General features: G+C 70.2%; 22 protein-coding genes, 3 tRNA genes and 1 pseudogene. 14 read left to right on the top strand and 12 right to left on the bottom strand.

All coding sequences use genetic code 11. The annotated features are described in order from the left end of the window. Positions 1 to 68: 68 nt before the first annotated feature. The 9 genes from IPG65_RS10915 to folC all read right to left on the bottom strand — a co-directional run bounded on the left by IPG65_RS10915 (position 69) and on the right by folC (position 7,520). Positions 69 to 145: transfer RNA gene (locus IPG65_RS10915), tRNA-Asp, on the bottom strand. A gap of 44 nt (positions 146 to 189) precedes the next feature. Further along, a tRNA-Glu gene (locus IPG65_RS10910) sits at positions 190 to 265 on the bottom strand. A gap of 36 nt (positions 266 to 301) precedes the next feature. After that, a tRNA-Ala gene (locus IPG65_RS10905) sits at positions 302 to 377 on the bottom strand. A 35-nt stretch (positions 378 to 412) separates the two neighbouring features. Next, positions 413 to 1,813 carry a glutamate--tRNA ligase gene (gene gltX / locus IPG65_RS10900; RefSeq protein WP_293189325.1) on the bottom strand — a complete coding sequence of 467 codons (1,401 nt, stop codon included), beginning with the start codon at positions 1,811 to 1,813 and terminating at the stop codon, positions 413 to 415. A 63-nt stretch (positions 1,814 to 1,876) separates the two neighbouring features. Beyond that, positions 1,877 to 3,112, bottom strand: a complete 1,236-nt coding sequence (locus IPG65_RS10895) for an O-succinylhomoserine sulfhydrylase (protein WP_293189323.1) — start codon at positions 3,110 to 3,112, stop codon at positions 1,877 to 1,879. Between the two features lie 45 nt (positions 3,113 to 3,157). Further along, entirely contained in the window at positions 3,158 to 4,636 is a 1,479-nt protein-coding gene (purF, locus tag IPG65_RS10890; protein ID WP_293189321.1) for an amidophosphoribosyltransferase, read from the bottom strand. Between the two features lie 47 nt (positions 4,637 to 4,683). After that, the gene (locus tag IPG65_RS10885; RefSeq protein ID WP_293189319.1) at positions 4,684 to 5,172 is read right to left on the bottom strand and encodes a CvpA family protein; all 489 of its coding nucleotides are present in this window, start codon (positions 5,170 to 5,172) and stop codon (positions 4,684 to 4,686) included. Between the two features lie 216 nt (positions 5,173 to 5,388). Further along, positions 5,389 to 6,195 (bottom strand): SPOR domain-containing protein, encoded by an 807-nt coding sequence (locus IPG65_RS10880; RefSeq protein WP_293189317.1) that lies wholly within the window; start codon positions 6,193 to 6,195, stop codon positions 5,389 to 5,391. A gap of 11 nt (positions 6,196 to 6,206) precedes the next feature. After that, positions 6,207 to 7,520 (bottom strand): bifunctional tetrahydrofolate synthase/dihydrofolate synthase, encoded by a 1,314-nt coding sequence (gene folC / locus IPG65_RS10875; protein WP_366820535.1) that lies wholly within the window; start codon positions 7,518 to 7,520, stop codon positions 6,207 to 6,209. A gap of 41 nt (positions 7,521 to 7,561) precedes the next feature. On the opposite strand from folC, the gene IPG65_RS10870 reads away from it, so the two are divergent. The 7 genes from IPG65_RS10870 to IPG65_RS10840 all read left to right on the top strand — a co-directional run bounded on the left by IPG65_RS10870 (position 7,562) and on the right by IPG65_RS10840 (position 15,032). After that, positions 7,562 to 7,927 (top strand): ArsC family reductase, encoded by a 366-nt coding sequence (locus tag IPG65_RS10870; RefSeq protein ID WP_293189313.1) that lies wholly within the window; start codon positions 7,562 to 7,564, stop codon positions 7,925 to 7,927. 12 nt (positions 7,928 to 7,939) lie between these two features. Continuing rightward, positions 7,940 to 9,406, top strand: coding sequence for a cardiolipin synthase (gene cls / locus IPG65_RS10865; RefSeq protein WP_293189311.1), 1,467 nt, complete (start codon positions 7,940 to 7,942; stop codon positions 9,404 to 9,406). A 50-nt stretch (positions 9,407 to 9,456) separates the two neighbouring features. Further along, on the top strand, positions 9,457 to 10,929 hold the full coding sequence (locus tag IPG65_RS10860; protein ID WP_293189309.1) for an NAD-dependent succinate-semialdehyde dehydrogenase: 1,473 nt from the start codon (positions 9,457 to 9,459) through the stop codon (positions 10,927 to 10,929). Positions 10,930 to 11,061: 132 nt separating this feature from the next. After that, positions 11,062 to 11,976, top strand: a complete 915-nt coding sequence (locus IPG65_RS10855) for a bestrophin family protein (RefSeq protein WP_293189307.1) — start codon at positions 11,062 to 11,064, stop codon at positions 11,974 to 11,976. Positions 11,977 to 12,062: 86 nt separating this feature from the next. Further along, complete coding sequence (locus IPG65_RS10850) at positions 12,063 to 13,040, top strand: tripartite tricarboxylate transporter substrate binding protein (RefSeq protein ID WP_293189305.1); 978 nt, start codon at positions 12,063 to 12,065, stop codon at positions 13,038 to 13,040. A gap of 17 nt (positions 13,041 to 13,057) precedes the next feature. Beyond that, the gene (locus tag IPG65_RS10845) at positions 13,058 to 13,432 is read left to right on the top strand and encodes a thioredoxin family protein (protein ID WP_293189303.1); all 375 of its coding nucleotides are present in this window, start codon (positions 13,058 to 13,060) and stop codon (positions 13,430 to 13,432) included. A 130-nt stretch (positions 13,433 to 13,562) separates the two neighbouring features. Further along, positions 13,563 to 15,032: an NAD(P)-binding protein gene (locus tag IPG65_RS10840; protein ID WP_293189301.1), complete on the top strand. Its 1,470-nt coding sequence runs from the start codon at positions 13,563 to 13,565 to the stop codon at positions 15,030 to 15,032. On the opposite strand, the gene IPG65_RS10835 is transcribed toward IPG65_RS10840, so the two are convergent. Both IPG65_RS10835 and IPG65_RS10830 read right to left on the bottom strand, forming a co-directional pair. Then, a complete protein-coding gene (locus IPG65_RS10835) occupies positions 14,915 to 15,454 on the bottom strand; it encodes an AraC family transcriptional regulator (RefSeq protein WP_293190063.1) in 540 nt (179 codons plus the stop codon). The two genes, IPG65_RS10840 and IPG65_RS10835, sit on opposite strands and share 118 nt — an antisense overlap. Before the next feature lie 127 nt (positions 15,455 to 15,581). Beyond that, positions 15,582 to 15,956 (bottom strand): annotated as a pseudogene (locus tag IPG65_RS10830) (cupin domain-containing protein); the annotation flags it as partial. A gap of 138 nt (positions 15,957 to 16,094) precedes the next feature. Between IPG65_RS10830 and IPG65_RS10825 the strand changes: the two are divergent. The 4 genes from IPG65_RS10825 to IPG65_RS10810 all read left to right on the top strand — a co-directional run bounded on the left by IPG65_RS10825 (position 16,095) and on the right by IPG65_RS10810 (position 18,734). Continuing rightward, positions 16,095 to 16,943, top strand: a complete 849-nt coding sequence (locus tag IPG65_RS10825) for a class I SAM-dependent methyltransferase (protein WP_293189299.1) — start codon at positions 16,095 to 16,097, stop codon at positions 16,941 to 16,943. An 11-nt stretch (positions 16,944 to 16,954) separates the two neighbouring features. After that, positions 16,955 to 17,464 carry a DUF3455 domain-containing protein gene (locus tag IPG65_RS10820; RefSeq protein WP_293189297.1) on the top strand — a complete coding sequence of 170 codons (510 nt, stop codon included), beginning with the start codon at positions 16,955 to 16,957 and terminating at the stop codon, positions 17,462 to 17,464. A 90-nt stretch (positions 17,465 to 17,554) separates the two neighbouring features. Next, the gene (locus IPG65_RS10815) at positions 17,555 to 18,229 is read left to right on the top strand and encodes a hypothetical protein (protein ID WP_293189295.1); all 675 of its coding nucleotides are present in this window, start codon (positions 17,555 to 17,557) and stop codon (positions 18,227 to 18,229) included. Between the two features lie 22 nt (positions 18,230 to 18,251). Beyond that, on the top strand, positions 18,252 to 18,734 hold the full coding sequence (locus tag IPG65_RS10810) for a hypothetical protein (protein WP_293189293.1): 483 nt from the start codon (positions 18,252 to 18,254) through the stop codon (positions 18,732 to 18,734). On the opposite strand, the gene IPG65_RS10805 is transcribed toward IPG65_RS10810, so the two are convergent. Continuing rightward, entirely contained in the window at positions 18,706 to 19,599 is an 894-nt protein-coding gene (locus IPG65_RS10805; RefSeq protein WP_293189291.1) for a LysR family transcriptional regulator, read from the bottom strand. The two genes, IPG65_RS10810 and IPG65_RS10805, sit on opposite strands and share 29 nt — an antisense overlap. A 70-nt stretch (positions 19,600 to 19,669) precedes the next feature. Here IPG65_RS10805 and IPG65_RS10800 point away from each other — a divergent pair, with 70 nt between their 5' ends. The 3 genes from IPG65_RS10800 (at position 19,670) to IPG65_RS10790 (ending at position 21,973) form a co-directional block, all read left to right on the top strand. Next, positions 19,670 to 20,401 (top strand): sulfite exporter TauE/SafE family protein, encoded by a 732-nt coding sequence (locus IPG65_RS10800; protein WP_293189289.1) that lies wholly within the window; start codon positions 19,670 to 19,672, stop codon positions 20,399 to 20,401. A gap of 20 nt (positions 20,402 to 20,421) precedes the next feature. Next, complete coding sequence (locus tag IPG65_RS10795; RefSeq protein WP_293189287.1) at positions 20,422 to 21,474, top strand: AraC family transcriptional regulator; 1,053 nt, start codon at positions 20,422 to 20,424, stop codon at positions 21,472 to 21,474. A gap of 226 nt (positions 21,475 to 21,700) precedes the next feature. After that, positions 21,701 to 21,973, top strand: coding sequence for a DUF1127 domain-containing protein (locus IPG65_RS10790; RefSeq protein ID WP_293189285.1), 273 nt, complete (start codon positions 21,701 to 21,703; stop codon positions 21,971 to 21,973). Positions 21,974 to 22,002 lie beyond the last annotated feature (29 nt).

Below are 22,002 nucleotides of genomic sequence, written 5' to 3'. Positions count from 1 at the left end.
GCCCATCCACTCGCTAAAGCGACAAAGAAAAACGGGTTACGGCTTGCGCGCGTAACCCGTTCAATTTTTGGCGGAGTGGACGGGACTCGAACCCGCGACCCCCGGCGTGACAGGCCGGTATTCTAACCAACTGAACTACCACTCCTGGCAGACAGCTTTTGCGCTCTTGCGAGCCAAGTGCTGCGAACTTGGCGACCCTACGGGGATTCGAACCCCGGTACTCACCGTGAAAGGGTGATGTCCTAGGCCTCTAGACGATAGGGTCAAAACCTTGGAACTGATCCGACTCGACAGTTTGAGATGGTGGAGCTAATCGGGATCGAACCGATGACCTCTTGCATGCCATGCAAGCGCTCTCCCAGCTGAGCTATACCCCCTCTCGGGCGTCGAGCCTCGAATTATATGTCGAATTTCAAGCCAGGCGCAATCGCTGGATGACTTTTTCGCGTTCGACCAACGCCAGCACGGCGTCCAGCGAGGGCGTCTGCGGTGTGCCCAGCACCAGCACGCGCACGGGCATGGCCAGCTGCGGCATCTTGAGCTGGTGCGCGGCCAGGGTGTCCTTGAGGGCGGCGCCGATGGCGGCGGCGGTCCATTCCACGTCGGCCAGCTTGTCGGCCAGCGTGGCGATCGCCGGCTTGACGGCCTCGGTCACGTGCTTGGCCAAGTCCTCGGCGGTGGGGCTCACCTCGGCGTAGAACGCCTGCGCCCAGTCGGCCAGCGCCACGGTGGTGTCGCAGCGGTCCTTGAACAGGCCGCAGATGGCGGGCAGGCGCGCGTCGGCGGTGACGCCGCGCCGAGCGAGCTGCCCGGCCACCAAGGGGACGAGCGCCGCGTCGTCCATGGCCTTCAGGTGCTGGGCGTTGACCCAGCGCAGCTTGGCTTCGTCGAACTGCGCGGCGCTGCGGCCCAGGTGGTCGAGGTTGAACCACTCCAGGAACTGCTCGCGCGAGAAGATCTCGTCGTCGCCGTGGCTCCAGCCCAGGCGCGCCAGGTAGTTGACCATGGCGTCGGGCAAGAAGCCCTCATCGCGGTACTGCGTGACGGGTTTGGCGCCGTTGCGCTTGCTCATCTTCTCGCCCTGCTCGTTGAGCACGGTGGGCAGGTGGGCGTAAATGGGCGGCTCCTGGCCCAGGGCGCGAAAGATGTTGATCTGCCGCGGCGTGTTGTTGACGTGGTCGTCGCCGCGGATGACGTGGGTGATGGCCATGTCGATGTCGTCCACCACCACGCAGAAGTTGTAGGTGGGCGTGCCGTCGGGCCGCGCGATGACGAGGTCGTCCAGCTCGTCGTTGCTGATCTCGATGCGGCCCTTGACCTTGTCGTCCCAGGCCACCACGCCGCCCTGCGGGTTCCTGAAGCGCAGCACGGGCTGCACGCCGGCGGGGACGGGCGGCAGCGTCTTGCCGGGCTCGGGGCGCCAGGTACCGTCGTAGCGCGGCTTCTGCTTGGCGGCCATCTGGCGCTCGCGCAGGGCGTCCAGTTCGGCCACGCTCATGTAGCAGGGGTAGACCTGGCCGGCGGCCTGCAGGTCGGCCAGCACCGCCTTGTAGCGGTCCATGCGCTGCATCTGGTAGTACGGGCCTTCGTCGTGGTCCAGGCCCAGCCAGGCCATGCCTTCGAGGATGACGTCCACGGCGGCCTGGGTGGAGCGTTCGAGATCGGTGTCCTCGATGCGCAGGATGAAGTCGCCGCCGGTGGAGCGCGCGAAGGCCCAGGGGTACAGGGCCGAGCGGATGTTGCCCAGGTGGATGAAGCCGGTGGGCGAGGGGGCGAAGCGGGTGCGCGTGCGTGCGGGGGGTGCAGCGGTCATTTTCGAATCAAATTGGCCTCAGGTCGGCGTGAGAACTACGCCGACAGCTATCAAAATAATAGTTCAGGCGATGCCGTGCAGACTCTGGAGCCCGCGCGCCAGGTCGGCCTGCACGTCGCCCGGGTGCTCCAGCCCCACGGCCACGCGGATCACGCCCTGGCTGACGCCGGCGGCCAGGCGCTGCGCCTCGGTCAAGCGGCCGTGCGAGGTGGTGGCCGGATGGCTGACGATGGTCTTGGTGTCGCCCAGGTTGGTGGCGATGGACAGCAGCCGGCAACTGTCGATGACGTGAAAGGCCCTGGCGCGCGCCGCCTCGGGGCTGCCTGCCGCCAGCTCGAAGGTCACCACGCCGCCGCCCAGGCCGTTCATCTGCCGCATGGCCAATTCATGCTGCGGGTGCGAGGGCAAGGCCGGGTAGTACACGCGCGCCACCTGCGGCTGCGCCTCCAGCCAGCGCGCCACGGCGAGCGTGTGCTCGCAATGGGCCTTGACGCGCACGGCCAGCGTTTCCAGGCCCTTGAGCACCACCCAGGCGTTGAAGGGCGACAGCACCATGCCGGCGGTGCGCACGATGGGCGCGAACTTCTCGGTGATGAGCTGGGCGCTACCACACAGCGCGCCGGCCATCACGCGGCCCTGGCCGTCGAGGTACTTGGTGCCGGAGTGCATGACGATGTCGGCGCCCAGCTCGGCCGGCTTTTGCAGCACCGGGGTGGCGAAGGCATTGTCTACCGCCAGCAGCGCGCCGGCGGTGTGCGCGATCTCGGCCAGCGCGGCGATGTCGCACACCTCGGTGAGCGGGTTGGTGGGCGTTTCGGCGAACAGCAGCTTGGTGTTGGGCTGCACGGCGGCGCGCCACTCGCCCACGTCGGTCTGCGACACCTGCGTGGTCTGCACGCCGAACTTGGCGAATTCCTTGGAGAACAGGTTGAGCGTGGAGCCGAACATGGAGCGCGAGATCACCACGTGGTCGCCGGCCTTGAGCAGCCCCATGATCATCAGCAGGATGGCCCCCATGCCGCTGGACGCGGCGATGGCGGCCTCGGTGCCCTCCATGGCGGCCAGGCGCCGCTCGAAGCTGGTCACGGTGGGGTTGGACGTGCGCGCGTAGGTGTAGCCCTGGCCGCTGGCGAAGCGCTCGGCCGAGGTGGCCGAGTCGGGCTGCACGAAACCGCTGGTGAGGTACAGCGCCTCGGAGTTCTCGCCGTACTGGCTGCGGTCGATGGCGACGCGCACGGCCAGCGTGTCGGGGTGCAAGCCTTCGGGCAGGTCGCGGGAAGGGGTAGGTGGGTTGGCCATGACGAAAAAAGCAGGTGGTGGTGGGGGGGGGGTCGATGAGTGAATTCAGGCGCGCGCCGACTCTTCTTCGTCGTGCACGTTGACGCGCTGCTGGTTCAGGCGCGCGATGTCGCCATCGGTGATGTCGCCGGTCACGTAGACGCCGTCGAAGCAGGAGGCATCGAAGTTGTGCACCTGCGGGTTGAGCTGGCGCACGGCGCGCTTCATGGCGTCCACGTCCTGGTAGATCAGCGCGTCGGCGCCGATGATCTGGCGGATTTCCTCCACGCTGCGGCCATGCGCGACCAGTTCTTCCTTGGTCGGCATGTCGATGCCGTACACGTTGGGAAAGCGCACCGGCGGCGCGGCGCTGGCCATGTAGACCCTGCGCGCGCCGGCCTCGCGCGCCATCTGCACGATCTCCTTGCTGGTGGTGCCGCGCACGATGGAGTCGTCCACCAGCAGCACGTTGCGGCCGGCGAACTCGCTGGCGATGGCGTTGAGCTTCTGCCGCACCGATTTCTTGCGCACGGCCTGCCCCGGCATGATGAAGGTGCGGCCCACGTAGCGGTTCTTGACGAAGCCCTCGCGGTAGGGCTTGCCGATCAAGTGCGCCAGCTCGGTGGCGCTGGGACGGCTGGATTCGGGGATGGGGATCACCACGTCGATCTGGTCGGGTGGCACCATGGAGACCACCCGCTTGGCCAGCGTCTCGCCCAGATTCAGCCGCGCCTGGTAGACCGAGATGCCGTCCACCACCGAATCCGGCCGCGCCAGGTACACGTATTCGAAGATGCAGGGCGACAGTTGCGACCGCGCTGCGCACTGGCGCGCGTGCACGGTGCCCTCCAGCGTGACGAACAGCGCCTCGCCCGGCGCCACGTCGCGCTCCGGCGTGTGGCCCGTACCCTCCAGCGCGACGGTCTCGCTGGCCACCATCACCGCGCCGTCGGCGCCGCGGCCAAAGCACAGCGGCCGGATGCCGAACGGATCGCGGAAAGCCAGCATGCCGCGCCCGGCGATGTGCACGATCACGGCGTAGGAGCCGCGCACGCGCCGGTGCACGCCGGCCACGGCGGCGAACACCTCCTCGGGGCCCAGCGCGGCGCCGCGCGTGGCCTTCTCCAGCTCGTGCGCCAGCACGCCCAGCAGCACCTCGGAATCGCTTTCGGTGTTGATGTGGCGGTGGTCGGTGGAATAAAGCTCGGCCTTCAGCGCCTGCGCGTTGGTCAGGTTGCCGTTGTGCACCAGCACGATGCCGAAAGGCGCGCTGGCGTAGAAGGGTTGGGCCTCTTCCTCGCTGTAGGCGTTGCCGGCCGTGGGATAACGCACCTGGCCCAGGCCACTGGCGCCCGGCAGCGCGCGCATGTTGCGCGTGCGGAAGATGTCGCGCACCATGCCCCTGGCCTTGTGCATGAAGAACTTGCGATCCTGCTGGGTCACGATGCCGGCGGCATCCTGGCCGCGGTGCTGCAGCAGCAGCAGCGCGTCATAGATGAGCTGGTTGACGGGGGCGTTGCTGACGACGCCGACGATGCCACACATGGTTGGGGGTGTCCTGCGAGAGGAAGGTTGGGATCAATCCCGGATTGTCAGGCCGAAAGGTATCTGCCGAAAGCCTCGGGCAGCAGCGGCTGCAGTTGCAGCAGGGCCATGTGCAGCCATTGCACGCTGGCCGATTCGCGCCACCACGCCGCCTGGCCGACCGGCGTCATGCCGGCGAGCGCCGCCACGGCCAGCAGCAGCAACACGCCGCGCAGCACGCCGAAGGCGGCGCCAAAGATCCGGTCCACCGGCCGCATGCCCAGCGCCTTGGCGGCATGGCGCGCGGCCCAGGCCAGCATGCCGCCCAGGAACGCCACGGCGATGAACACCAGCACGAAGCCCGCCGCGTAGCGCACGCCCTGGGGCGAATCGCCCATCGGTAGCCATCGGCCCACGACGTCGGCCGACCAGCGCGCGGTCAGGTAGGCGCACACCCAGCCCACGACCGCCAGCGCCTCGTACAGCAGGCCGCGCCAGGCGCCCAGCAGCAGCGACGCCACCAGCACCCCCAGGCAGATCCAGTCGACGGCGGACACGGGCCACCCGTTCAGCCGACCATGGCGCAGCGCGCCACCCACAGCCCATGGAGCCCACGAAGCCCACGAAGCCCACGAAGCCCAAAGAGTCGAATGGCCGCGGAGCAGGCCACGCCAGTGCACCCGTGGCCGGGGTCCCCCCGGCCAGTGGGTGCGCCCCCTCGAGGGGGGAGGCGAAACATCGCGCAGCGAGTGGAGCCACGGGGGTGGGTCATGTCAGAGCGCGTAGATGCCGCCCGTCAGCCCGGCCTTCTGGAGCGCGGCCGCCGCCTTCTCGGCCTCGGCGCGGGTGGCGTAGGGGCCCGCGCGCACGCGGGTGCGCTTGCCTTCCTTGGTGTCCACCACCTGGACGTAGGTCTTCAGGCCCGCACGCTCGGCCTGCTGGCGCGCCTCGCGCACCTTCTCGGCCTCGGCGAAGGCGCCGATCTGCACGATGAAGCGGCCGGAGTCGGCAGCGCCATCCACGGGTTTGTCGGCACGGCGCCCTTCGAGCGCGGCACGCGCGCGCGCCGCCTCCTCGCGCTTGGCGCGGGCGTCGGCTTCACGCCGGGCCCGCACCTCCTCGTCACGCCTGGCCCTGGCCTCTTCCTCGCGCTTCGCGCGGGCGGCCGCCTCCGCCTGGGCAGCGCTCTCGGTGCGGGCATCGGACTTGTCGGCCGGCCTGGACGCGGCAGCGGCACCGTGGCTGGCGTGCGCCACCATTTCTTCCTTGTCGTCCAGGCTGGACGCCGCCGGCACGCTGGTGCCCCGGGCAGGCTCGGGAATGCGCAGCGGCCGGGCGCCGTCGCGGTCGGGGATGGTGATGGGGGCGTTGACCGCCACCGGGCGCGGCTGGGTGTCGAACAGCAGCGGAAAACCGATGATCGCAGCCAGCACCAGCACGGCGGCGCCGATCAGGCGGTGGCGCGCGCGGCGGCGCAGGCTTTCGATGGTCTCGGCGGGGCCGCCGGCAGCGGATTCATCGGCGCGGGTGCGCGCCGCGGGCTGTGACTGGCCGCTCTGGCGGAACTTGAAAAATGCCATGGATTCCTGGGTCAGCCGCCAGCGTCCCGGCCGGGGGCACCGGCATGCAGGCGCGGAATGCCGTGTTCGAGCACGCCGCCGACGGTGTAGAACGATCCGAAGCAGACGATTCTATCAGTCGCCCCCGCGCGGCCAGCCGCCGCGTCCAGCGCCTCCCGGGGGCTGGCGAACACCTCGGAGGACGCGTCCTGGCGCCGCGTGGCGGCGCGCCACGCCGCCTGCAGCGCCCGCCCCGGCGCGGCGCGCGGGGTGGGCAGGTCGGTGAAGTACCAGTGGTCGACCAACGGGTCCATGCGCGCCAGCATGGGCGCCAGGTCCTTGTCCGCCATGGCGCCGAAGACGGCGTGCGTGGCGGGATAGAAGCCCATCGCGTCCAGGTTGAGCGCCAGCGCCGCCACCGAGTGGGGGTTGTGCGCCACGTCCAGCACCAGCGCCGGCTGGCCGGGCACGACCTGGAAGCGCCCCGGCAATTCCACCAGCGCCAGGCCGTTGCGCACCGCCTGCGCGGTCACGGGCAGGCGCGGGCGCAGCGCCTCCAGCGCCGCCAGCACGCCCGAGGCGTTGACGAGCTGATTGGCGCCGCGCAGCGCCGGGTAGGCCAGCCCGCTGTAGCGGCGGCCGCGCCCGGCCCAGGCCCACTGCTGCGGGTCGCCGCGGTAGTTGAAATCGTGCCCCAGGCGCCACAGGTCGGCGCCGATCTCCAGCGCGCGGTCGGTCACGCTCCGCGGCGGCACCGGGTCGCTGACGATGGCGGGCCTGTCGGTGCGCAGGATGCCGGCCTTCTCCAGCCCGATCTGCTCGCGCGTGTCGCCCAACAGCTCGGCGTGGTCGATGTCGATGCTGGTGATGATGGCGCAGTCGGTGTCGATGATGTTCACCGCGTCCAGCCGGCCGCCCAGGCCCACCTCCAGGATCGCGGCGTCCAGGCCGGCGCGCGCCAGCACGTCGAGGATCGCCAGCGTGGTGAACTCGAAGTAAGTCAAGGAGATTTCGCCCCTGGCCCGCTCCACGCTTTCGAAAGACGCTATTAATTCAGAAGCGTCCACGGCCTGCCCGCGGACCCGGCAGCGCTCCTCGAAGCGCACCAGGTGCGGCGAGGTGTAGGCGCCGGTGCGGTAGCCTGCCGCCGCCAGGATCGACTCCAGCATGGCGCAGGTGGAGCCCTTGCCGTTGGTGCCGGCCACGGTGAACACCGGGCAGTCCAGGCGCAGACCCATGCGGGTGGCCACGGCGCGCACGCGATCCAGGCCCAGTTCGATCGCCGCCGGGTGCAGCCGCTCGCAGTGCGCGAGCCATTCGTCAAGCGTTTTCATCACGATGCGGATTGTCACCGCAACGCACCGGACGCATGGCATCATCGCCCGCCATGGCAACGCCCTCCCTCACCCTCTACGGCATTCCCAACTGCGACACCGTCAAGAAGGCGCGAGCGTGGCTGGCCGGGCACGGCGTGGAGGCACGCTTGCACGACTTCAAGAAAGACGGCGTGCCGCCCGAGCACCTGCGGCGCTGGATCGACGCCGTGGGCTGGGACAAGGTGCTGAACCGCCAGGGCACCACCTGGCGCCGGCTCGATCCCGCCGCGCAGGCCGCCGTCGCGGACGCCGGCAGCGCCGCGGCCTTGTTGCTGGCGCAGCCCAGCACCATCAAGCGCCCGGTGGTGGAATGGCCGGACGGCGCCGTCAGCGTGGGTTTCTCGGCCGACGACTGGCAGCGGCGCCTGCGCGCCTGAGAAGCCGACGCGATGGGGCACTGGCTGTCGCAGTGGACCTTGCTGGGTGTGCCCCTGACCACCTGGCTGATCGGGCTCTGGACCGTCTCCAGCATCTTCCTCACCACCTGGGTCATCCTGCAGCGCCGCGCGCCGGTGTCCACGCTGGCGTGGATCATGCTGCTCAACCTGATGCCGGTGGTGGGCGTGATCATCTACGCCTACTTCGGACCGCAACGCGTCAAGCGCCAGCGCCTGCGGCGCTGGCACACCCGCGCCGCCCTGATGTCGCAGGCGGACATGCGGGCGCTGCGCGCCGACCGCCCCGAGCCGCCCCTCTGGGCCCTGCAGCACGCCCGGCTGATCGAGCAGTCCTGCGGCCTGCCGCCCTCGAGCTGCCAGCACCTGGCGCTGCTGACGAACGGCGGCGCCACGCTGGACGCGCTGCTGCGCGAGATCGGCCAGGCCCGCGCGCACATCCATCTGGAGTACTACATCTTCGAGCCCGACACCACCGGCCAGGCGGTGCTGCGGGCGCTCACCGAGCGGGCGCGCGCCGGCGTGCGCGTGCGGCTGCTGGTGGACGCCATCGGCTCGCCGCGCCTGAGCAGCCGGCGCGGACAGGAGCACTTGGCCGACTACCTGGCCGCCGGCGGCCAGTTCGCGGTGTTCCACCCGACACGACTGGACCGCATCCGCCCGCTCGTCAACCTGCGCACGCACCGCAAGATCGCCGTCTTCGACGGTGCCACCGGCATGCTGGGCGGCATCAACGTCACCGACGACGAGAACGAGCGCGTGCTGCCCGACACCGCCTACCGCGACACGCACCTGCTGATGCGCGGCGGCGCGGTGCGCTGGCTGCAGTACCTCTTCCTGCAGGACTGGACCTATGCCGGCGGCAGCCCCGCGCAGGACGAAGACCTGCTCCCGGCCGAGGCGGCCCCCGCCACGCCGGGCGTGCCTGTGCAGATCGTCGCCTCCGGCCCCGACAACGACGGCGAGGCCATCCACCGCGCCATGATCGACGCCCTGGGCATGGCGCGCGAGCGCATCTGGCTGGCCACGCCCTACTTCGTGCCCACCGAGCCGGCGTGGACGGCGCTGACCAACGCCGCGCTGCGCGGCGTGCAGGTCAAGCTCATCGTGCCGTACCGGAGCGACTCGATGATCGTCACCGCCGCCGCGCGCTCGTACTACAAGGAGCTGCAGGAGGCCGGCGTGCTGGTGTTCGAATACCACAGCCGCATGTACCACGCCAAGACGCTGGTGGTGGACAGGCACTACGCCATGGTCGGCAGCGCCAACTTCGACAACCGCAGCTTCCGCCTCAACTTCGAGGTCGCGGCGGCGGTGTTCGACCGCGGCTTCAACCACCAACTGGCCGAGGCGTTCGACGCCGATCTCTCGCACTGCCAGTTGGTGCCCAAGGACCGCCCGGTGCCGCCGCACCAGCGGCTGTTCGAGGCCGTGGCGCGGCTGGCCTCGCCCCTGCTCTGAGATCCAGGCGTGCTGCCTACAATCGCCGCAGCATCAACCGGAGACCGCCCATGGACGCCCAAGCCACCCCGCTGGCCCTGCTGAAGGACCCTACCCTGCTCAAGACCGACGGCCTCGTCAACGGCAAGTGGGTCAAGGGCAGGCAGCGCTTCGACGTCATCGACCCCGCCACCGGCCGCAAACTGGCCGACGTGGCCGACCTGGGCGCCAAGGAGGCCAAGGCCGCCATCGCAGCCGCCAACGACGCCTGGCCGGCCTGGCGCGGGCTGACGGCCAAGCAGCGCCACGCCATCCTGATGAAGTGGTTCCACCTGCTGACGGCGCACCAGGACGACCTGGGCCGCCTCATGACCGCCGAGCAGGGCAAGCCCCTGCCCGAGGCCAAGGGCGAGGTCGCCTACGGCGCCAGCTTCGTCGAGTGGTTCGCCGAGGAGGCCAAGCGCGTGCACGGACAGACCCTGCCCACCTTCGACAACAACAAGCGCCTGGCGGTCATCAAGCAGCCCATCGGCGTGTGCGCCGCCATCACGCCCTGGAACTTCCCGCTGGCCATGATCACGCGCAAGGTGGCGCCCGCCCTCGCCGCCGGCTGCCCCGTGGTCATCAAGCCGGCCGAGCTGACGCCGCTGACGGCCCTGGCCGCCGCCGAACTGGCGGTGCGCGCCGGCGTGCCCGCCGGCGTCATCAACGTGGTCCCCGGCACCGACGCCGCCGCCATCGGCCGCGTGCTGTGCGAGAGCGACGTCGTGCGCCACCTCTCCTTCACCGGCTCCACCGAGGTCGGCCGCCTCCTGATGGCGCAGTGCGCGCCCACCGTGAAGAAGCTGGCGCTGGAGCTGGGCGGCAACGCGCCCTTCATCGTGTTCGACGACGCCGACCTCGACAGCGCCGTCGAGGGCGCCATGGCCAGCAAGTACCGCAACGCCGGCCAGACCTGCGTGTGCGCCAACCGCCTGTACGTGCAGGACGGCGTGTACGACGCCTTCGTCAGGAAGTTCGCCGCCAGCGTCAAGGCCATGAAGGTCGGCAACGGCTTCGACGAGGGCGTGGCGCAGGGCCCGCTGATCGAGAGCGCCGCCGTCGCCAAGGTGGAAAAGCACGTCAAGGACGCCGTCAAAAAGGGCGGCAAGATCGTCACCGGCGGCAAGCGGCTCAAGGGCCAGTTCTTCGAGCCCACCGTCATCTCCGGCGCCACCGCCGCCATGCTGGTGGCGCGCGAGGAAACCTTCGGCCCCCTGGCCCCCGTGTTCCGCTTCCAGACCGAGCAGGAAGCCATTGCCGCGGCCAACGCCACCGAGTTCGGCCTGGCCAGCTACTTCTACGCGCGCGACATCGGCCGCATCACCCGCGTGAGCGAGGGCCTCGAATACGGCATGGTCGGCATCAACACCGGCATCTTCTCCACCGAGCACGTGCCCTTCGGCGGCGTCAAGCAAAGCGGCCTGGGACGCGAGGGCTCCACGCACGGCATCGAGGAATACCTGGAGATGAAGTACTTGTGCGTGGGGGACGTGCTGAAGTAGCCGGCGATGCGGGACGTTTTCAAGTAAAAAGTGCCTGTAGCCCGCACCAATACCTCGCCAAAAGCTATTAAATATATAGCACCAAAGCCACTTCGCCCCCCTGGACGCCCTGCCGAAGCGGCCCCCTGCCCCATGATCATCCGCTCGCGCCCGCACTGGCTGCGCATGCTGTTCGTCCTGCGCGGTTCGGTCCTGCCCATCATCGCGCCGCAGTTGTTGGGCATCACCGCCTTCGCCATCCTCGTCACCGCGCTGCACGGCCGTCTGTTCGCGTGGAAGATCCCGCTCAACTTCGTGCCGTTCTCGCTCATCGGCCTGACGCTGGCCATCTTCCTGGGGTTCCGCAACAGCACCAGCTACGCGCGCTACTGGGAGGCCCGCACGCTGTGGGGCGCGCTGCTCAACGACACGCGCACGCTGGTGCGGCAGGCGCTGACGCTGACCGACTCGCGGCCGGACGTCGCGCTGCTGGCCACGCGCCTGATCGCCTTCGTGCATGCCCTGCGCCACCAGTTGCGCCAGACCGATCCGGCCGCCGACTTCGAGCGCCTGCTCCCGCCCGGCGACTGCGCCCGCCTGCGACCCGCGCGCTACAAGCCGGCCCTGCTGCTGCTGATGGCCGGCGAATGGCTGCAAGGCCGCCGCCAGGCCGAGCAACTGCCGCCGGCCCTGGTGCAGGCCATGGAGGCGCCGCTCGGCCGCCTGACCGACGCCCTGGGCGGCTGCGAGCGCCTGGCCGGCACGCCGATCCCGTTCACCTACGCCGTCATCATCCACCGCACCATCTACCTGTACTGCGTGCTGCTGCCCTTCGGGCTGGTCGATTCCATCGGGCCGATGACCCCGGTCATCGTCGCCTTCATCGCCTACACCTTCTTCGCGCTGGAGGCGCTCTCCGCGGAGATCGAGGAGCCCTTCGGCACCGAGCCCAACGACCTCGCCCTCGACGCCATGTCGGCCACCATCGAAGCCACCCTGCGCGAGATGATGGGCGAAACCCTGCCGCCGCCGCGCAGCCTGGGGCCGGACGAGTTCATGCTGACCTGAGCGCGCGTGGCGGCGCGGCCCGCAGCCGCCCTCGGGGGGGACGTGGTTCCTAGAATGGACGCCACAACCACCAAGAGACAACGCCCATGACCGCCTCCCGCCCCAACCGCCGCCAGTTCACGCTCGCCGCCGGCGCCACCCTCGCCGCGCCGGCCTTCGCCCAGTCCGGCTGGCCGGCCAAGCCGGTGCGCATCGTCGTGCCGTACACGCCCGGCGGCTTCACCGACCAGATGGCGCGGCTGGTGCAGGCCGGGCTGACGCAGCGCCTCGGCCAGCCGGTCATCATCGACAACAAGCCGGGCGCCAACAGCCTGATCGGCGTCGACGCGGTGGCCAAGGCCGCGCCGGACGGCCAGACCTTCGGCGTGGTGATCGCCGCCTACGCCGCCAACACCACGCTGTACCCCAAACTGCCCTACGACCCGGCCAAGGACCTGCTCGGCGTCTCGCTGCTGGGCGTCTCGCCGCTGGTCGCGGCGGTGAACAACGACGCGCCCTTCAAGACAGCCAAGGAAGTGATCGCCCACGCCAAGGCGAATCCGGGCAAGGTGAGCTTCGGCTCCTCGGGCAACGGCTCGGCGGCGCACCTGACCACCGAGCTGTGGAAAGCGCTTACCGGCACCTACATGATCCACATCCCCTACCGCGGCGCGGCGCCCGCGCTGGCCGACCTGATGGGCGGGCAGATCCAGCTCTTCTTCGACGCGGCGACCGGCCTCATCAACCAGGGCAAGGCGGGCAAGGTGGGTCTCATCGGCGTGGCGGGCGACCGGCGCCTGCCGGTGCTGCCGGACGTGCCCACCTTCATCGAGCAGGGGTTCGCCGGCTTCACCGGCAGCACCTGGGCCGGGGTACTGGCGCCGGCGGGCACGCCGCGCGAGATCGTGCAGCGCCTGTCCAGCGAGCTGGCGGCCATCATCCGCGCGCCCGAGATCCGCGCTCGGCTCGACGCCATGGGCGTGGTGCCGTCCGGCTCCACGCCGCAGGAGTTCGATGCCTTCATCGCCAGCGAGACGGCCAAGTGGGGCAAGGTGATCCGCGCCGCGGGCGTCAAGGCCGAGTGAGGACGGCGCGCGACGCGATGCCCCAACCTGAAGCGCCCGGCTGGCAGGTGGCGTGCCTGTGCGCGCAGTGGTGCGACGCCTGCCGGCAGTACCGCCCGGCCTACGACGCATTGAGGGCGCAGTTCCCCGGCGTCCGGTTCGCCTGGGTGGACATCGAGGACGAGGCACAGGCGCTGGGCGAGCTGGACATCGAAACCTTCCCCACCCTCTTGATCGGCCATGGCGCGCAGGCCATGTTCCTCGGCCCACTGCAGCCCCAGGCCGAGGTGCTGCGGCGCCTGCTCGCGCGCTTCGCCCAGCAGGCACCGGCGCCCTTGCCTGCCGGGCATGAAGCGCACGCCCTGCTCCAGCGTGTGCAGGCTCTGCCCGCGCCCGGTGATCGGTCCGGCTGAGCGGCTTCCACGCCCTGCCGGACCCCGCCTTCCGGACGCCCGAGCAAGAACCCCGGACACCCGCGCATGGCCCATTCGCGCCGCTGTTTCCACAATCCCGCCATACCCTCAACACGGAAAGGCGGCCCCCATGGAAAACATCGAGACGGACTATTTGGTGATCGGCGCCGGCGCCATGGGCATGGCCTTCGCCGACGCGCTGTTCGATCTGAGCGACGACGCGCACATCACGCTGGTGGACCGGCACCACCGGCCCGGCGGCCACTGGAACGACGCCTATCCCTTCGTGCGCCTGCACCAGCCTTCGGCGTTCTACGGCCTCAACGCGCAGCCCCTGGGCGGCGACGCCATCGACGCGACGGGCGCGAACCAGGGCCTCGCCGAGATGGCCACGGGCCAGGCGGTGCTGGACCATTTCGAGCAGGCGCTGCGCCGCAAGCTGCTGCCTTCGGGGCGGGTGCGCTTTGTGGCGATGGCGGAGCACGTGGGCGCGGACGCGCAAGGGCGGCAGGTGCTGCGCTCGCTGCTCGATGGCGGTGAAACCACCGTGACGGTGCGGCGCAAGTTGGTGCACGCCACGCTCACCGGCACGCAGGTGCCTGCCACGCACCCGCCGCGCTACGCCGTGTCGGCCGGCGTGCGCTGCGTGCCGCCCAACGCCTTGCCCGGCATTGCCCGGCCCCACCCGCGCTACACCGTGGTGGGCGCGGGCAAGACGGGCATGGACGCGTGCCTGTGGCTGCTGCAGAACGGCACCGACCCCGCGCGCATCCGCTGGGTTGTTCCCCATGACGCCTGGTTCATCGACCGCGCCAACGTGCAGCCCGGCGTGGCGCAGTTGCCGCGCTTCTTCGGCGCGCTGGCGGCGCAGATGGAGTGCGTGGCGCAGGCCGATTCGCTGGACGACCTGTTCGACCGGCTGGAGGCCACGGGCCAGTTGCTGCGGCTCGATGCCTCGGTGCGGCCCACGCGCTACCGCTGCGCCACCGTCACGCAGGCGGAGCTGGCCGAGCTGCGCCGCATCATCAGCGTGCTGCGGCTCGGGCGCGTGCGCGCGATTGCGCCGGACCGGCTGGTGCTGGAGCGGGGTGCGGCCGACGTGCTGCCGGGCGAGTTGTTCATCGACTGCACGGCCGACGGCATTCCATCCCGGCCCGGCGTGCCCGTGTTCGAGGGCGAGCACGCCATCCACCTGCAGATGGTGCGCCAGTGCGCGCCATCCTTCAGCGCGGCATTCACCGCCGCGGTGGAGTGCCTGGTGGACGGCGGCGCGCAGGCGCGCAACCCGCTGTGCGTGCCCATCCCCCTGCCGCAGCACGACGTGCACTGGGTCACCATGCAGGCGGCCACGCTCGCCAACCGGCAGCGCTGGTCGGCCCACCCGCGCCTGATGCAGTGGCTGGCCGGGTCGCGCCTGGACTACGGCACGCGCATGCGCAGCCAGGTGCCGGCCGACGTGATGCAGCGCTACGTGCGCGCGGTTCAGGTCGCGTCGCCGCGCTGGCCCGCATTGCTGGCGGCCTGCGCGCGCCGCCAGGCGCCGGGCGGCAGCCCGGTGGCGCGCTTGAAGGCGCGCGAGAACGCGGCCTCCGAGTCGTAGCCCACCTCCAGCGCGATGGCCGCCACGCTGGTGGGCGCCTCGCGCAGCAGGCGCGCGCCGCACTGCATGCGCCAGTTGGCGAGGTACTGCATGGGCGCCAGCCCGGTCAGCGCCACGAAGCGCTCGTGCAGCGCGGAGCGCGACAGGCCCACGCGGCGGCCCAGTTCCTCCAGCGTCCACGCCTGCGCGGGGTCGCCGTGCAGCAGCGCGATGGCGCGGCCCACGTGCCGGTCGCGCAGCGCGCCCAGCCAGCCTTCGGAGCCGGGCGGCAGCGCGTTGACGTAGCGCCGCGCGCCATCGACGAACACCATCTCGCTCAGGCGCTGCAGCAGCGCCGCGCTGCCCGCGCTGTGCGCGCCCGACTCGAACACTGCCTGCTCCAGCATCGGCGCCACCCAGGCGCCCACGCCATCGGCCGGCAGGTGCAGCAGCCGGGGCAGGGCGCCGACCAGCGGGTTGAAGGGCCGCAGGTCGCAGGTCGCAGGCGATGAAGCCGCACACCATGATGGTGCTGGCCTCCTCGCGCGGCATCTGCCCCATCTCCAGCAGGCCGCCGCAGAACGACAGCGTTAGCGGCGTGCCCGGCTCCATCTTGTCCAGCACCCAGCGGCCATCGGGCGCGTCCTTCAAACCCGGCGCGCTGGAGACCATGTGCGCGTCGCCGTGCGGCAGCATGACCACGTCGCCCTCGCGCACTTGCAGCGGCGGCTCGCCATCCACCGCAATCCAGCCGCCGCCCTTCACGAACAGGTGGTAGGCCATCACGTGCTCCGCGCCGGGCGCGAGGATGGGCGCCGCCGCGCGCGCGGGCGGCGCCCACACGGCCCACAGCGCGCGGCAGCTCGCATGGAAGAACACCGAGCCGCGCAGGCGCACGCTGCGCAGCACGTCCGACAGCGGGTCGAGCGAAGTGGCGGCCGTCATGGCGCGCCCCGCAGGCCAATGGCGGACGCTGGAGCAGGCCGCGGCGACGCAGGGTCAAGTGCGCAAACGCCCGAATGCCGACCATCAACACACCGGCCAACGTTGCGCCGGACACGCTCTAAACCCAAGGAAATCACCATGACCCTCACCCTCCAATCGGCTCCTGTTCAACAAGCTCCTGCAACCCCCGACTACGCCGCCATCAAGCAGCGCCAGCAGGCCACCTGGGCCAGCGGCGACTATGCCGCCGTCGGCACCACCTTGCAAATCGTGGGTGAATCGCTGGCCGAAGCCGTGGACCTGCGCGCCGACGAGCGCGTGCTGGACGTGGCCGCCGGCAACGGCAACGCCACGCTGGCGGCAGCGCGCCGCTTCGCCCAGGTCACCTCCACCGACTACGTGCCCGCGCTGCTGGAGCGCGGCCGCCAGCGCGCCGAGGCCGAGCACCTGCCCGTGCACTTCGAGGTGGCCGACGTCGAGGCGCTGCCCTTCAAGGCGGGCAGCTTCGACGCGGTGCTCTCCACCTTCGGCGTGATGTTCGCGCCCGACCACGAGCGCGCCGCGAGCGAGATGGCGCGCGTGGTGCGCAAGGGTGGGCGCATCGGCCTGGCCAACTGGACGCCGGCCAGCTTCATCGGCCGCCTGTTCAAGGTGATCGGCGCGCACGTGGCGCCGCCCGCAGGCGTGCGCTCGCCCGCGCTGTGGGGCTCCGAGGCCCACCTGGTGGCGCTGTTCGGCCCGCGCGCCCAGGGCATTCAGGTGCAGCACAAGCACTTCAACTTCCGCTACCGTTCGGCCGCGCACTTCGTGCAGGTGTTCCGCGACTACTACGGCCCCACGCACAAGGCCTTTGCCGCGCTGGATGCCACCGGCCAGGCCGCGCTGGAGCGCGACATCACCGCACTGCTGGGTGAGTTCGACGTGGGCAACGGGCGCGGCCTGGTGGTGCCCAGCGAATACGCCGAAGTCGTCATCACCGTGGCCTGAAGGCGCAGTCCATGCAACCCACACCGCGCCTGGCAAGCCTGCTGGCCGGTGCGGCCCTCGCGGGCTGTGCCGCCACCACCGCGCCCATCACCCCGCCGCCCGATCAGCAGCGCCTGATGGCGCTCGCCGCCCACGGCGTGCAGATCTACGAGTGCCGCGCCACGGCCAACGCCGCGCCCGCCTGGGCCTTCGTCGCGCCAGAAGCCGACCTGTTCGACGCCCAGGGCCGCCACGCCGGCCGCCACGGCGCAGGCCCCTTCTGGGAGCACGCGGACGGTAGCCGCTTCACCGGCAGCGTGCGCGCCCGCATGGACGCGCCCACGGCCGGCGCCATCCCCTGGCTGCTGCTGGACGCGAAGCCCGAGGCGCAGCCCGGCGCCTTCAGCCGCGTGGCCAGCGTGCAGCGCCTGCACACCGTGGGCGGCCAGCCGCCCGCCACCGGCTGCACCAGCGCCACCCTGGGCCAGCGCGTGCGCATGGCCTACCGGGCGGACTACGTGCTGTTCGCGCCCCGTGCCTGAGCCATGTATCTGCTTTCATTTTGATAGCTGCTTGCGCTTGCAGGACAAGGGCTAGAGGCTATTTTAACCCAAAAACCCACCATATCAACCATGCCATACCTCCATCCCTGCGGCCTGCTGCTGGCCGCCGCGCTCGCCTGCGCCAGCGCGGGCAAGGCCCAGGCTGTGCCCTACAGCCTGACCTATGCAGGCACCATCCAGAACTCCCAGATTCCGGGCGTCATCAACGGCGAAAAGTACCAAGTCACCCTGGTGTTCGACAACGGCGGCGCCTCCTCGAACAGCCAGACCTGGGAGGTCAGGCACCTGACCTGCGTCTTCTGGAGCATGAACAACGCGGCAAACGTGCGGTTCATTCAGAACCTCGCTGGCGTGCCGCCGTATGCCGTCGGCAGCGTGACCACCGGTGCGGCGGGCAACTTGCTGACGATGTTTTCCGAAGTCAGTGCGGCTGGCCCCACGCAGCCAGGCCATTACGCCGCGACCGGCCTCCCGGGCGGCGCGGTGAACTGGTGGGCCAATGGCATGAACTACGTTTTCCGGACAAACACCGGCCAGACCCGAACCTTTGAAGACGCGGCCGGGGGCGTGCGGATGCAGGCCGCTTTGTGGGGCAGCCCGAACGTTGTCAGAGGCGGATGCCCCGCCCCCGCAGCACCCTCCGGCACCGTCGCCGTGCCCGCCCTGGGGCCGTGGGGCCTGGCCGCCCTGGCCGGTTCGCTGGGCCTGATCGGCATGCGCCGCAGGGCGCTCAAAATCCTCTGACCCCATACAGGAGCGACTTGCGATGACCGATGCCCTCACCCCCGCCCTGCAAGCCAGCGAAGCCCGCGTGCCCCAGCCCGAGGCGCTGCGCTTGGCATTTGCCCACGCCTGCGCGGAGCGGGTGCGCCACCTGCTGGAGGACGAGGCCGTGGTGCGTTGCCTGGACACCCTGGCCGCCTACGTGCAGGGGCGGGCCAGCCGGGCCGCGCTGGACGGGGCCGCGCGCCAGGCCGCCGTGCTGGCCAACAGCCACCAGGGCTCGCACTCGCTCGACGGCGTGGGCCACGCCGCCGTGTCGGCCAGCTACGCCGTCGCGCACGCCCTGGCCGGCCGTGCCGTGCAGGCGGCGGACTACGCGGCCTATGCGGCCGTGTATGGCAGTGGCGGCTATGGGGCCGTGGGCGACCCTGCGTCGTTCGCGCCCGAGAAGGCCTGGCAACTGGCCCGGCTGGAGCAGGTGGCTGCGGCCCTGGTCCTCAAAGGCGCCGCGCCCTGCGCACGATGAGGTCGTGCAGCGCCCGGGCGGGCGGCGACATGGCCGATCCTTTGCGGCGAAGCAGCACGAACGTGCGCTCGACAACCGGCGTATTCAGCTGCACCAGCCGCAATTGCGGGTAGGCCCCCGGCTGTATCGACAGCTCGGGCACGATGGCCGCGCCCAGGCCCTCGGCCACCAGGCCCACGGCCGTGGCGCTGCGCTGGACCTCATACAGTGCCTGCAGCTTCGCGTTCAGGGGCCCGAGGATCGCATCGAGCGCGGGCCGGTTGCTGCTGCCGCCCCCAGGGACGATCAAGGCGTGGGGCTGCAACTCTTCCCAGCGCAGTTGTCGCCGCCGCGCCAGCGGATGATCTCGCCTGCAAATGAGGGCGAAGCGGTCTTTCAGGATCGGCGTGCTCTCCAGGTCGGAGAAAGGAACGTCGGCCAGGCTGATGCCAAACTCGGCCTCCCGCCGCTGCACCGCCTCCGCAACGCCGTGGGAGGTGTGGTCCAGGATCCGCACGCGGTTGTCGGGATGGTGCTGGCTGTATTCGCGCAGCAGCGCCGGCAAAAACTGCACCCCCACGGTGGGCACGCAGGCAATCGTCACCGTGCCGCGCTGCGAGAGCCCCGTTCCGCTCACTTCGTTGAAAGTGGCGGCCAGTTCATCGAGCAACTGGCGCGCCCGAGGCAGCAAGCTGGCCCCGGCGGCGGTGAGCGAGACGGAGCGCGTCGTGCGCTCCAGCAGTTGCACCCCCAACTGCGATTCGAGGTTCATCAACCGGCGCGTGAGCGCGGGCGATGTCACGCTCAGCATGTCCGCCGCCCGCGCGAAGCTGCCACAGGTCGCCACGCCCACGAAGGCCTGCATGCCCAGCACGTCCAGTTTCATGACAATTTCTCAGCAGTCAGTGCAATCAATTCATTTTACTGATGGATGACGCGTGGCCAGAATCCGCCCCATGCTGCTCATCCTCTCCACCTCCGTCATCGCCACGTCCTTCCTCTCCGGGATTTTCGGAATGGCAGGCGGCATGGTGCTGATGGGCATCCTGCTCGCCCTCATGAGCGTGGAGAAGGCGATGGTGATCCACGGCGTTGCGCAGCTCGCTTCCAACGGCTGGCGCGCCGTGCTGTGGCGGCGCTCCATCCAGTGGCGCGTGCTGCGTGGCTATGCCGTGGGCGCGGCCACCGTGGTGGTGCTTCTGCTGGCGCTCGGCGTCACCCTCAGCCATGCGGTGGTGCTGCTCTTGCTGGGGGCGACGCCCTTCATCGCCTGGCTCCTGCCGCCCTCGCTGCAGCTCAATGTCGATCGGCGCGGCCACGCCTTTGCCTGCGGCGTCGTGTGCATGGGCGTGCAGATGCTCTCGGGTGTTTCAGGGCCGCTGCTGGACACCTGGTTCGTGCGCTCGGGCATGACGCGCCATGAAGTGGTTTCGACCAAGGCCGCCGTGCAGGTGGTGAGCCATGGGACGCGCATCGCTTTTTTCGGAACGCTGCTCGCAACCGCCAACCAGCCGGTGGGCGCGGGGCTGGCCGTACTCCTCGTGGCCAGCGCGATCGTGGGCACCAGCGCCTCGCGCCTGGTTCTTGACCGCATGACGGACGCCAACTTCCGGCAGATCACGCAACGCCTGGTACTGGCCCTGGGCGTCGGCTACCTGGCCACAGGCATCTGGCAGCTTGTGCGCTGACAGTCCACGGCGGAGGCTTCATGACGACGCAGGCAAGCAAGCCATTGAGCGTGATGACTCCGCTCGACCCTTTGTCCGACGTGCTGCGCAGCGTGCGGCTGCGCGGGTCGATCTTCTTTCACGCGAGTTGCCGCGGGGAGTGGTCGGCCCTGGCGCCGTCTTCCAGGGAGATGGGCCCCGCCGTCATGCCAGGCGCCGAGCACGTGATCGAGTACCACATATTCCTCAAAGGCGGCGGCTGGGTCGCGGTCGATGGCCAGCCGCCGCAGCGCATGCACGAGGGCGACGTCGTGATGCTGCCCCATGGTGACGAGCACGTGGTGTCGAGCGCGCCGGGCGTGGCACCGGCCGACGAGGCCGCAGCTGAAGGCAATTGGCTGTTTCGCATGCGCGACGACCCCAAGCCGATCCCGATCACCTACAGCGGCGACATGTTTTGTGCGGGCAGCAGCCTGCCCACGCAGGAATCGAGCACCGTCATCCTCTGCGGCTTCATCGCCTGCGATCTCAAACCATTCAACCCCTTGATCGATGCCCTGCCCAGATTGGTGCACCTGCCCGCTGAAGGCGTTGGGGCGTGGGTAGCGCCGATGCTGGAGCACGCGGCCACCGAGACCAGTGCGAGGCGAGCTGGCGGTGGGGCGCTGCTGCAGCGCGTGAGCGAGATGGTGTTCGTCGATGGTGCGCGGCGCTACCTCGATTCGCTGCCGCCCGAATCGCAAGGCTGGCTGGGCGCGCTGCGCGACCGGCACGTGGGGCGCGCCATCGCGCTGCTGCACGGCGACCCCGCGCAGGCGTGGACGCTGGAGGAACTGGGCCAGCGCGTGGGCCTGTCGCGCTCCGCGCTGCACGAGCGCTTCGTGTCGTTCACCGGCCTGCCGCCCATGCAGTACCTCACTAACTGGCGCATGCAGTGCGGCGCCCGCCTGCTGCGCGAGACCCGCGCCAACGTGGCCTCGGTGGCGCTCGACGTGGGCTACGACTCCGAGGCGGCGTTCGCGCGCGCCTTCAAGCGCTCCACCGGACTGCCGCCGGCCACATGGCGGCGCGCGCAGACGCAAGGAGCTGCCTGAGCGAGTGGGGATGGCAGCCCTTTCACCGCATCGGCGGACGCCTGAGCAAGTGCCGGCGACACACAGTGAAGCGCCCAAAGGCCAGGAAGCGAATCATCGGGACACCGGCCAACGATGTGCCGGCACTTCAACCCACCAAGACATTCGCACACCATGACCACCACCTCCGCAACACAATATTTTTCGGCCATCCCACAACACCAGCCCAGCGGGACCTGAAGCCGCCATGCCCGCGCACTACCCCCTCCTGCTCGGCGGACATCCCGCGATGGCCCTGCTGCACGCAACGGCCGCAGCCGCCATGGAAACGTTGCGTCGCCAAGCCGAGCGCCACGCACGCCGCCGCGCGGCGCACCGCACCGAGCAAGAACTCGGCTGGGTCGATGACCGCACGCTGCGCGATCTCGGCCTCGCCCGCAGCGAAATCGGCTCCATCGCGAGCGAGAGCGCCGGTGACGTCGAAGCGACGCGCCTGCGCATCACGCGCATGTATCGCTGACCACTTCCAACGCAACTTCAACCAGACAA

Source organism: Ottowia sp. (assembly GCF_016703145.1).
Taxonomy (GTDB): domain Bacteria; phylum Pseudomonadota; class Gammaproteobacteria; order Burkholderiales; family Burkholderiaceae_C; genus Ottowia.
This window is presented reverse-complemented; position numbering and strand designations above follow the sequence as displayed.

Excerpts from the sequence above, each read along its gene's own strand:
- IPG65_RS10800 (WP_293189289.1), top strand. The coding sequence starts at position 19,670 with ATGCTGCTCATCCTCTCCACCTCCGTCATCGCCACGTCCTTCCTCTCC.
- IPG65_RS10845 (WP_293189303.1), top strand. The coding sequence starts at position 13,058 with ATGCCCCAACCTGAAGCGCCCGGCTGGCAGGTGGCGTGCCTGTGCGCG.
- IPG65_RS10840 (WP_293189301.1), top strand. The coding sequence starts at position 13,563 with ATGGAAAACATCGAGACGGACTATTTGGTGATCGGCGCCGGCGCCATG.
- IPG65_RS10820 (WP_293189297.1), top strand. The coding sequence starts at position 16,955 with ATGCAACCCACACCGCGCCTGGCAAGCCTGCTGGCCGGTGCGGCCCTC.
- IPG65_RS10810 (WP_293189293.1), top strand. The coding sequence starts at position 18,252 with ATGACCGATGCCCTCACCCCCGCCCTGCAAGCCAGCGAAGCCCGCGTG.
- IPG65_RS10895 (WP_293189323.1), bottom strand. The coding sequence starts at position 3,112 with ATGGCCAACCCACCTACCCCTTCCCGCGACCTGCCCGAAGGCTTGCAC.
- gltX (WP_293189325.1), bottom strand. The coding sequence starts at position 1,813 with ATGACCGCTGCACCCCCCGCACGCACGCGCACCCGCTTCGCCCCCTCG.
- IPG65_RS10805 (WP_293189291.1), bottom strand. The coding sequence starts at position 19,599 with ATGAAACTGGACGTGCTGGGCATGCAGGCCTTCGTGGGCGTGGCGACC.
- IPG65_RS10870 (WP_293189313.1), top strand. The coding sequence starts at position 7,562 with ATGGCAACGCCCTCCCTCACCCTCTACGGCATTCCCAACTGCGACACC.
- IPG65_RS10880 (WP_293189317.1), bottom strand. The coding sequence starts at position 6,195 with ATGGCATTTTTCAAGTTCCGCCAGAGCGGCCAGTCACAGCCCGCGGCG.
- IPG65_RS10860 (WP_293189309.1), top strand. The coding sequence starts at position 9,457 with ATGGACGCCCAAGCCACCCCGCTGGCCCTGCTGAAGGACCCTACCCTG.
- cls (WP_293189311.1), top strand. The coding sequence starts at position 7,940 with ATGGGGCACTGGCTGTCGCAGTGGACCTTGCTGGGTGTGCCCCTGACC.
- IPG65_RS10855 (WP_293189307.1), top strand. The coding sequence starts at position 11,062 with ATGATCATCCGCTCGCGCCCGCACTGGCTGCGCATGCTGTTCGTCCTG.
- purF (WP_293189321.1), bottom strand. The coding sequence starts at position 4,636 with ATGTGTGGCATCGTCGGCGTCGTCAGCAACGCCCCCGTCAACCAGCTC.
- IPG65_RS10790 (WP_293189285.1), top strand. The coding sequence starts at position 21,701 with ATGCCCGCGCACTACCCCCTCCTGCTCGGCGGACATCCCGCGATGGCC.
- IPG65_RS10795 (WP_293189287.1), top strand. The coding sequence starts at position 20,422 with ATGACGACGCAGGCAAGCAAGCCATTGAGCGTGATGACTCCGCTCGAC.
- IPG65_RS10850 (WP_293189305.1), top strand. The coding sequence starts at position 12,063 with ATGACCGCCTCCCGCCCCAACCGCCGCCAGTTCACGCTCGCCGCCGGC.
- IPG65_RS10825 (WP_293189299.1), top strand. The coding sequence starts at position 16,095 with ATGACCCTCACCCTCCAATCGGCTCCTGTTCAACAAGCTCCTGCAACC.
- IPG65_RS10815 (WP_293189295.1), top strand. The coding sequence starts at position 17,555 with ATGCCATACCTCCATCCCTGCGGCCTGCTGCTGGCCGCCGCGCTCGCC.